General features: G+C 71.3%; 6 protein-coding genes. 2 read left to right on the top strand and 4 right to left on the bottom strand.

The features are described 5' to 3' along the window. Positions 1-273: 273 nt before the first annotated feature. The 4 genes from uvrC to rsgA form a co-directional block, all read right to left on the bottom strand. On the bottom strand, positions 274-2,388 hold the full coding sequence (gene uvrC / locus AB0C15_RS30645) for an excinuclease ABC subunit UvrC (RefSeq protein ID WP_357357868.1): 2,115 nt from the start codon (positions 2,386-2,388) through the stop codon (positions 274-276). Between the two features lie 254 nt (positions 2,389-2,642). Beyond that, the gene (locus AB0C15_RS30640) at positions 2,643-3,125 is read right to left on the bottom strand and encodes a Rieske (2Fe-2S) protein (protein WP_357357866.1); all 483 of its coding nucleotides are present in this window, start codon (positions 3,123-3,125) and stop codon (positions 2,643-2,645) included. Positions 3,126-3,288: 163 nt separating this feature from the next. Continuing rightward, complete coding sequence (gene uvrA, locus AB0C15_RS30635) at positions 3,289-6,234, bottom strand: excinuclease ABC subunit UvrA (RefSeq protein ID WP_357357863.1); 2,946 nt, start codon at positions 6,232-6,234, stop codon at positions 3,289-3,291. Positions 6,235-6,509: 275 nt separating this feature from the next. Continuing rightward, positions 6,510-7,580: a ribosome small subunit-dependent GTPase A gene (gene rsgA, locus AB0C15_RS30630; RefSeq protein ID WP_357357861.1), complete on the bottom strand. Its 1,071-nt coding sequence runs from the start codon at positions 7,578-7,580 to the stop codon at positions 6,510-6,512. A 179-nt stretch (positions 7,581-7,759) separates the two neighbouring features. Here rsgA and AB0C15_RS30625 point away from each other — a divergent pair, with 179 nt between their 5' ends. Both AB0C15_RS30625 and AB0C15_RS30620 read left to right on the top strand, forming a co-directional pair. Continuing rightward, the gene (locus AB0C15_RS30625) at positions 7,760-8,476 is read left to right on the top strand and encodes a maleylpyruvate isomerase family mycothiol-dependent enzyme (protein WP_357357859.1); all 717 of its coding nucleotides are present in this window, start codon (positions 7,760-7,762) and stop codon (positions 8,474-8,476) included. Between the two features lie 7 nt (positions 8,477-8,483). Then, positions 8,484-9,137, top strand: coding sequence for an MBL fold metallo-hydrolase (locus AB0C15_RS30620; protein WP_357357857.1), 654 nt, complete (start codon positions 8,484-8,486; stop codon positions 9,135-9,137). The last annotated feature ends 209 nt before the right edge of the window (positions 9,138-9,346 follow it).

The following is a 9,346-nucleotide window of genomic DNA, read 5'->3' as shown; positions in this document are numbered from 1 at the left end:
CAGGCCCGACCACCGGAGCAGGCCCGACCACGGAAACAGGCCCCACTACGGAAAAGGCACGAACCCTCGGCAGGGCGCGGACACGGGCTCCGAGCCCTCAGCCCAACCCAAGGTCGTGCTCGATCCATGAAATAGGCCCCTCCCCGCGCGGACGAGGCCACTACAACAAGGATCGAGCACGATCATGCGCACCCTCACCCGAGCACGGAAAAAGCAACGGCAGCCAGCCCGAACCTGGTCGCCCACCTTGAGATGGGCGAGCAGGGGCAGCGGTCAGGCGCCGGGCTTCGCCTCCGCACCGTCGTCGGCCTTCGCGCCCTGGTCGAGGGCGGCAAGGATCGCCTCGGCGGTACGCCGACCCACCCCCGGCACCTCGGTGATCTCTTCGACGGTCGCGGCCGAGAGTCGCTTGAGCGAGCCGAAGTGCCGCAGCAGCGCTTTGCGACGTACCTCGCCCAGGCCGGGTACGCGGTCCAGGGCGGATTCGGTCATTCGCTTGGAGCGGCGCTGCCGATGGAAGGTGATGGCGAACCGGTGCGCCTCGTCACGCACCCGTTGCAGCAGGTAGAGCCCTTCCGAGGTGCGCGGGAGGATGACCGGGAACTCGTCGTCCGGAAGCCACACCTCCTCCAGTCGCTTGGCCAGCCCGCACAGCGCCACGTCGTCGATGCCCAGGTCGGCGAGGGCCTGCGCGGCGGCCGCGACCTGTGGGGCGCCGCCGTCCACGACCACCAACTGTGGCGGGTACGCGAATTTTCGGGGCCGGCCGGTGGTCGGGTCGATCAGGATGCCGACCTGCGGCTCGACCACGGCTTGAGGAACCGCCGTGCCGCCAGGGGCCGCCGTGCCGTCGGGAGTCGCCATGTCGTCAGGGGTCGCCGTGCCGTCAGGGGTCGCCGTGCCGCCGGGGGCCGCCGTGCTGTCAGGGGTCGCCGTGCTGTCAGGGGTCGCCATGTCGTCGGCGGACTCCACGCCCACCTCGCCCGTCTCGGCCCTGGCGTCGAGGTAGCGGGCGAAGCGGCGACGGAGCACCTCGGACATCGCGGAGAGGTCGTCGGTGGCACCCCGGACGATGAACCGCCGGTACTCGCTCTTGCGGGGCAGCCCGTCCTCGAAGACCACCATGCTGGCGACCACGTCGGTGCCCTGAATCTGGGAGATGTCGAAGCACTCGATGCGCAGCGGCGAGGTGCTCATGCCCAGCGCATCGCTGATCTCGTCAAGTGCCTTGCCCCGGGTGGTCAGGTCACCGGAGCGCTTCAGTTTGTGTCGGGCCAGCGCGTCCTTGGCGTTGCGCTCCACGGTCTCCATTAGTGAGCGCTTGTCGCCGCGCTGCGGCACTCGCAGCGACACCCGACTGCCCCGGTGGGTGGAGAGCCATTCGTTGAGCGCGTCGGCGTCGGCGGGCAACTCGGGGACCAGCAACTCCCGGGGCACGTCGGCCTCGCCGTGCTCGCCGCCGTACACCTGGGTGCAGAAGTGGTGGACCAGGTCTCCGGTGGTCAGGTCCTCGGTCTTCTCCACCACCCAGCCGCGCTGGCCGCGGACCCGGCCGTCGCGGACGTGGAAGACCTGCACGGCCGCCTCGAGCGGATCGTCGGCGAACGCGACGACGTCGGCGTCGGTGCCGTCGCCGAGCACCACTGTCTGTTTCTCCATGGCCCGGCGCAGCGCGGCCACGTCATCGCGCAGCCGGGCGGCCCGCTCGAACTCCAGTTGCTCGCTCGCCTCGGTCATCTCGCGTTCGAGCTTGCGGACCATGGTGTCGGTGCGCCCGGCCATGAAGTCGCAGAACCCGTCGACGATGGCCCGGTGTTCGTCGGCGGAGACGGTGCCGACGCACGGCGCCGAGCACTTGCCGATGTAACCGAGCAGACAGGGACGACCGACCTGCCCGGCCCGTTTGAACACCCCGGCGGAGCACGTCCGGGCCGGGAACACCCGCAGCAGCAGGTCCAGGGTCTCCCGGATGGCCCAGGCGTGCGAGTAGGGACCGAAGTAACGCACGCCCTTGCGCTTGGCGCCGCGCATCACCTGCAGCCGTGGGTACTCCTCGTCGAGGGTGACGGCGAGATAGGGGTACGACTTGTCGTCGCGGTAGCGGACGTTGAACCGCGGGTCGTACTGCTTGATCCAGGTGAACTCCTGCTGGAGCGCCTCGACCTCGGTGCCGACGGTGATCCAGTCCACCGACTCTGCGGTGGTGACCATCTGTCGGGTGCGCTCGTGCAGGTTCCACACGTCGCCGAAGTAGGAGTTGAGTCGGCTGCGCAGATTTCGCGCCTTGCCGACATAGATCACTCGACCGGTGCCGTCGCGGAAGCGGTAGACCCCCGGAAGCTCCGGGATGGTGCCGGGCGCGGGACGGTAGGTCGAGGGGTCAGCCACGCCAACAAGCCTAGTCCGCGCCACCGACACCCCACCGCAGGCACGTGATCCACTCGGTGTCCCGGAAGTCGGGGTGTCAGCATGTTCCGGACGCCCCGACTTGCCGAAACACGAGTCGATCTTGCTGGACCACGCAACCTCCGCGCCCACCGAGGCCCGGCAAGCCCGGCCCGGCAAGCCCGGCCCGACCCAGCCCGGCCCGACCCGACCCGACCCAGACCCGAGGCCAGCCAGGCCAGCGGGCCGGTCTCCGGTCAGGCCAGCGAGATCTGGTCCCCGGTGACCTTGATGTTCTTGGGCGGCAGCGGCTTGGTGGCCGGGCCGGCCTTCACCGAGCCGTCCTCGATCGAGAACTTGCTGCCGTGGCAGGTGCAGTTGATGGTGCCGCCGTCGACGTTCGTGACCGGGCAGTTCTGGTGCGTACAGATCGGGCTGAAGCCCTTGAACTGGCCGGCTGCCGGCTGGGTGATGACCACGCCCTCGGCGGCGAGGACCTTGCCCCCGCCGACCGGGATGTCGGCGGTGGTGGCCAGTGACTGGGCATTCTGCCGGTCGCCGCCGCCGGCGTCGCCGGTGCTGGGTACGGCGGGGCCACCACTCGTGGGCGCACCGCTGCCGCTGCCGTCGTCGCTGCCGCAGGCAGCCAGGACGACGGCCGCGCCGACCGCCCCGACGCCGGTGAGCAGGGTACGACGGGTCTGCGTACCCGGACCGGTCAGCGCCTGATCGTCACTCATGCCTCGCCTCTCTCTAGCCCGCTGCGCCGGTCAAGAGCCGGTCACACTTCTCCACACGCGCAACTGTGCCGGATGGTTCATTGCGGCATTCGTCCGACCCGGCAAATAGGGCGGGGCGGGTCGTCGACCGACCCGCCCCGCCCTGTGCACACATACGGCGAGGTCAGCGCGCGGCGGCCGGCACCTTGCGGCTGGCCCGCGCCTTGGTCACGCCGTTGGCCTTGGCGGCCCGGGTGGTGGCGGCAGCCGCACCCTTGGCCGCACCGTCGAGCTTGAGCACCTGGCGCAGGAACTCACCGGTGTGGCTCTCGGCGACCTCGGCGACCTCCTCCGGCGTGCCGGTGGCGAGCACGGTGCCGCCGCGGTGGCCACCCTCGGGACCCATGTCGATCAGCCAGTCCGCGGTCTTGATCACGTCGAGGTTGTGCTCGATGGTGATCACCGTGTTGCCCTTGTCGACGAGCCCCTCGAGCACCATCAGCAGCTTGCGGATGTCCTCGAAGTGCAGGCCCGTGGTCGGCTCGTCGAGCACGTAGACCGTCCGCCCGGTGGAGCGCTTCTGCAACTCGGACGCGAGCTTGACCCGCTGCGCCTCACCACCGGACAGCGTCGGCGCGGGCTGCCCGAGACGTACGTAGCCCAGGCCGACGTCGACGAGCGTCTTGAGGTGCCGGTGGATGGCCGGGATGGCGGAGAAGAACTCGGCGGCCTCCTCGATCGGCATCTCCAACACGTCCGAGACGGTCTTGCCCTTGTAGTGCACCTCCAGGGTCTCCCGGTTGTACCGGGCGCCCTTGCAGACCTCGCAGGGGACGTACACGTCGGGGAGGAAGTTCATCTCGATCTTGATGGTGCCGTCGCCCGAGCACGCCTCGCAGCGCCCGCCCTTGACGTTGAACGAGAACCGGCCCGGACCGTACCCGCGGACCTTCGCCTCGGTGGTCTCGGCGAAGAGCTTGCGGACGTGGTCCCAGACGCCGGTGTAGGTGGCCGGGTTGGAGCGCGGCGTCCGGCCGATCGGTGACTGGTCCACGCCGACGACCTTGTCCACGTGCTCGAGACCGGAGACCCGGGTGTGCCGGCCGGGCACCAGCCGGGCGCCGTTGATCTGGTTGGCCAGCACCGCGTACAGGATGTCGTTGACGAGCGTCGACTTGCCCGAGCCACTGACCCCGGTGACCGCGATCAGCTGGCCCAGCGGGAACGAGACGGTCAGGTTGCGCAGGTTGTGCTCCCGCGCCCCGTGCACCACCAGTTCGCGGCCCGGCTCCTGCGGGCGGCGACCCGTCGGCGTCGGGATCGACCGACGCCCGGACAGGTACGCCCCGGTGATCGACTCCTTGTTCTTCAGCAGTGCCGGAACCGAGCCGCTGTGCACGATCTTGCCGCCGTGCTCACCCGCGCCGGGCCCGATGTCGACGATCCAGTCGGCGACCCGGATGGTGTCCTCGTCGTGCTCGACCACGATCAGCGTGTTGCCCAGCCCGCGCAGCCGGATCAGGGTCTCGATGAGCCGGTGGTTGTCGCGCTGGTGCAGCCCGATCGACGGCTCGTCGAGCACGTAGAGCACGCCGACCAGGCCCGACCCGATCTGGGTGGCCAACCGGATGCGCTGCGCCTCACCGCCGGAGAGCGTGCCGGCCGGGCGGTCCAGGGAGAGGTAGTCCAGGCCGACGTCGAGCAGGAACCGCAACCGGGCGTTGATCTCCTTGAGGACCCGCTCGGCGATCAGCTTCTGCCGGTCGGTCAGCTCGATGCCGGCGAGCAGGTCGGCGCACTCGCCCACGGACAGGTTGCAGACCTCGGCGATGCTCTTGCCGGCAAGGGTGACCGCGAGCACCTCGGGCTTGAGCCGGGCGCCGCCGCACGCCGCGCACGGCACGTCGCGCATGTAGCCCTCGTACTTGTCGCGGGACCACTCGGACTCGGTGTCGGCGTGCCGGCGCTCGATCCACTGCACCACGCCCTCAAAGCCGGTGTAGTAGGAGCGCTCACGGCCGTACTTGTTGCGGTAGCGCACGTGCACCTGGTCGTCGGAGCCGTGCAGGATCGTCTTCTGCGCCCGCGCCGGCAACGCCCGCCACGGGGTGTCGATGTCGAAGTGCTGCGCCTCGCCGAGCGCCTCCAGCAGGCGCAGGAAATATTCCAGGTTGTGGCCGGTGGCCCAGGGCTGGATGGCGCCCTCGCGCAGGCTGCGCTCCGGGTCGGGGATCAGCAGCTCCGGGTCGACCTCCTTCTTGGTGCCCAGGCCGGTGCACTCCGGGCAGGCGCCGTACGGCGCGTTGAAGGAGAACACCCGGGGCTCGAGGTCCTCGATGGCGAGCGGGTGGTCGTTGGGGCAGGCCAGGTGCTCGGAGTAGCGGCGCTCGCGGTCCGGGTCGTCCTCGGGGAGGTCGACGAAGTCGAGCAGGACCAGGCCACTGGACAGGCCCAGCGCGGCCTCGACCGAGTCGGTGAGGCGCTGCTTGGCGCTCGGCTTGACGGTGAGCCGGTCGATCACCACCTCGATGGTGTGCTTCTCCTGCTTCTTGAGCTTCGGCGGCTCGGTGAGCGGGTGCACCACGCCGTCGACGCGGGCCCGGGCGTAGCCCTTGGCCTGCAACTCGGCGAAGAGGTCGACGTACTCGCCCTTGCGACCCCGGATGACCGGGGCGAGCACCATGAACTTGGTGCCCTCGGCCATCGCGAGGACCCGGTCGACGATCTGTTGCGGGCTCTGTCGGGAGATGCGCTCACCGCAGACCGGGCAGTGCGGCTCACCGATGCGGGCGTAGAGCAGGCGCAGGTAGTCGTAGACCTCGGTGATGGTCCCGACGGTCGAGCGCGGGTTGCGCGAGGTGGACTTCTGGTCGATCGAGACGGCCGGGCTCAGGCCCTCGATGAAGTCGACGTCCGGCTTGTCCATCTGGCCGAGGAACTGCCGGGCGTACGACGAGAGCGACTCGACGTAGCGGCGCTGCCCCTCGGCGAAGATGGTGTCGAAGGCCAGGCTCGACTTGCCCGACCCGGACAGCCCGGTGAACACGATGAGTGCGTCCCGGGGCAGGTCGAGACTGACGTCACGCAGGTTGTGCTCGCGCGCGCCACGGATGATCAGTCGGTCGGCCACGGTGCGTGTACTCCCGGGAGAAGACGAAGCGAAGAATTTGTCCCGCTCTGGGTGCTCTTGAGCGGTCGTGCGGGCGCAGGAAACGTGCCTCGGCAACTCTAGCCCCGAGGTATGACAGTTTCCCCCGCCCGCACATTCCCCCAGCTCAGCCCGGTCGGCCGCACCGCCCGCGAGCCCGGTCAGCCACGCGTCGGCCGCCCCGCCCGCGAGCCCGGTCGGCCCGGTCAGCCGCCCCGCCCGCGAGCCCGGTCGGCCACGCGTCGGCAGACGCGGGGTCAGTAACCGCCGGGTGCCGGCGGTCGCGCGGCCCGGCGTCGGGCCGAACGCCACCCGCCGCGCCGCTCGGCCGCCATTCGGGCCTCCCGCCGTCGACTCTCGTGGGCCACCTCACCCTGCAGCCGCCGCCAGCTCTCCCAGCGGCGGGTGGAGAGCTCGCCGGTGTGCAGGGCCTCCCGGACCGCGCAGGCGGGCTCGCCGTCGTGGCCGCAGTCGGCGTAGCGGCAGCCCTCGGCCAGCCCGACGATGTCGGTGAACGCCCGGTCCAGCCCGGCCGCCCCGTCAAGCAGGCCGACCGCCCGTACACCCGGCGTGTCGATCACCGCGCCGCCACCGGGGATGGGTACGAGGGCCCGCCAGGTGGTGGTGTGCCGGCCCTTGCCGTCGACCCGCCGGATCGCCTGGGTGGGCATCATCACCGCCCCGGCGAGGGCGTTGACCAGGCTCGACTTGCCGGCGCCGGACGGGCCGAGCAGGCCGAGCGTGCGGCCGGGCGCCACCTCGGCGCGCAGCGCACCCAGCCCGAGGCCCCGCTCGGCGCTGACCGGCAGCACCGGCACCCCCGGAGCGACGGCGGCCAACTGGCGGGCCAGCGCGCCCGGGTCGGCCGCGAGGTCCGCCTTGGTGAGCACGACAAGTGGTCGGGCACCGGACTCGTGGGCCAGCGAGAGCAGCCGCTCGATGCGGCCCACGTCCGGCTCGGGGTGCACCGGCTCCACCACGGCGGCGGCGTCGAGGTTGGCGGCCAGCACCTGGCCGCTGGCGTCCTTGCCGGCGGTACGCCGGATCAGCGCGGATCGCCGCGGCAACACCGTCTCCACGGTGACCCGGCGGTCCGGCCAGTGGGTGAGCAGCACCCAGTCACCGGCGCAGGGCAGCGCGGACGGGTCCCGCGCGGCGGCGGTCAGCACCGCCCCGCCCAGGCTGGCCCGGACCGGGCCGGCCGCGGTGAGCACCGTGCAGACCCCCCGGTCCACCCGGGCCACCCGGCCCGGCTGGTGCTCGCCGCGGCGCGCGGCGTACGCCGTCCGCTCGGCGTCCCAGCCGAGGGCGGTCAGATCGATGGTCATGGCATCCTCATCGGTGTCGAAGCTGGTGATGGCGGAACACGCGTGCCACGTCCGGCATGATCACCACCTCCGTCCGATGTCCCGGTGCCGCGTCTGCCGCTGACGGTAGGTGGCGCGGCGACGCGCCGAAAGCGATTTCCCCGGCGACGGCGCGGGCGACGGACCGCTAGGGTCGACGGGTGACGACGGATCCGCTGCTGCTGATGGGCGAGGTCGACGCGGCCACCAGCCGACTTCTGCGTACCGCCGCGTCTTTCGACACCGCGGACCTGGCCGCCGCCTCGCTGCTGCCGGGATGGACGCGCGGCCATGTGTTGGCGCACCTGGCGCGCAACGCCGATGGTTTCGTCAACCTGCTCACCTCGGCCCGCACCGGGCAGGCGCTGCCGATGTACGCCTCGTTGGAGGCCCGCGCGGCGGACATCGAAGCCGGCGCGGCCCGACCGCCGGCCGCGCACCTGGACGACCTGCGCCGCACCGCGGACCTCTTCGCCGAGGCGGTCGCGGCGATGCCGGCCGACGCCTGGGCGGCGACGGTGCAGGCGCGTAAGGGGCCGTGGCCGGCCGCGCTGCTGGTCTGGGGTCGGTTTCGGGAGATCGAGGTGCACCACGTCGATCTGGCCGCCGACTATCGGGCCGCGCACTGGTCGGAGACGTTCGCCCACCGACTGTTGCGCGAGGCGGCAAGCCATCACGCGATGGCGCCGACGCCGCCGTCGATGGTGCTCCGCCTCGACGGCGGCGAGCACGAGGTGGTGATCGGGGAACGCGTCGGCGCCCCGGTCGTCTCCGGTCCCGCCCCCGACCTCGCCGCCTGGCTGATCGGCCGCGCCGACGGCGCCCCGCTCTCCGTCATCCCCGACGGTCCCCTGCCCACTCCACCGGAATGGATATAGAAACCTCATGACATACAGCGGAGACGTCACGCACGGCGGCGCGCCGGCGGTACGGGAGCTGGACGGGCTGACCATCAGCAAGCTGTCGGTGGGTCCGATGGACAACAACGCCTACCTGCTGCGCTGCACGGGCACCGGCGACCAGGTGCTGATCGACGCGGCCAACGAGGCGCCCCGGCTGCTCGATCTGATCGGCGACGGTGGGCTCACCGCAGTGGTGACCACGCACCAGCACATGGATCACTGGGTGGCGCTGGAGGAGGTCGTCGCGAAGACCGGCGCCCGGGCGCTCGTGCACGCCGATGACGCGGCGGGGCTGCCGATCGAGGCGGAGCGGCTGGCCGACGGTGACACCGTGCCGGTCGGCGACTGCGCACTGGAGGTCATCCACATCAAGGGGCACACCCCCGGATCGATCGCGCTGCTCTACCGCGACCCGGCCGGCACGCCGCACCTCTTCACCGGCGACAGCCTCTTCCCCGGCGGGGTGGGTAACACCGACAAGGATCCGGAGCGCTTCGCGGCGCTGATCGGCGACGTCGAGCACAAGCTGTTCGACAGGCTCCCGGACGACACCTGGTTCTACCCGGGTCACGGCAAGGACAGCACCCTCGGCGCGGAGCGCCCCGCCCTCCCCCAGTGGAAAGCCCGAGGCTGGTAACCCCACCCAAACCACAACCCAAGACCCCACGTCGACCGAGAACCACCAAGATCAGATCCACCACCGACGACGGCGGCGGAACCCCCGCGCAAACCGGAACCACGACGGGGGCGGGGGCCCGCCGTGCCCGGCGCAGGGATCAAGCCTGACCGCCCTCCGTTCCGCCCCGGAACCGTTGCGGGGTCTGCGCGAGCATCCGGTGCTTGAAG

The organism is Micromonospora sp. NPDC048835 (genome assembly GCF_040649995.1).
Taxonomy (GTDB): Bacteria; Actinomycetota; Actinomycetes; order Mycobacteriales; family Micromonosporaceae; genus Micromonospora.
The sequence above is the reverse complement of the archived record's forward strand: the minus strand, read 5'-3'. Positions and strand labels throughout refer to the sequence as shown.

Coding starts and splice junctions, on each gene's coding strand:
- AB0C15_RS30640 (WP_357357866.1), bottom strand. CDS start 3,125: ATGAGTGACGATCAGGCGCTGACCGGTCCGGGTACGCAGACCCGTCGT.
- rsgA (WP_357357861.1), bottom strand. CDS start 7,580: ATGACCATCGATCTGACCGCCCTCGGCTGGGACGCCGAGCGGACGGCG.
- AB0C15_RS30620 (WP_357357857.1), top strand. CDS start 8,484: ATGACATACAGCGGAGACGTCACGCACGGCGGCGCGCCGGCGGTACGG.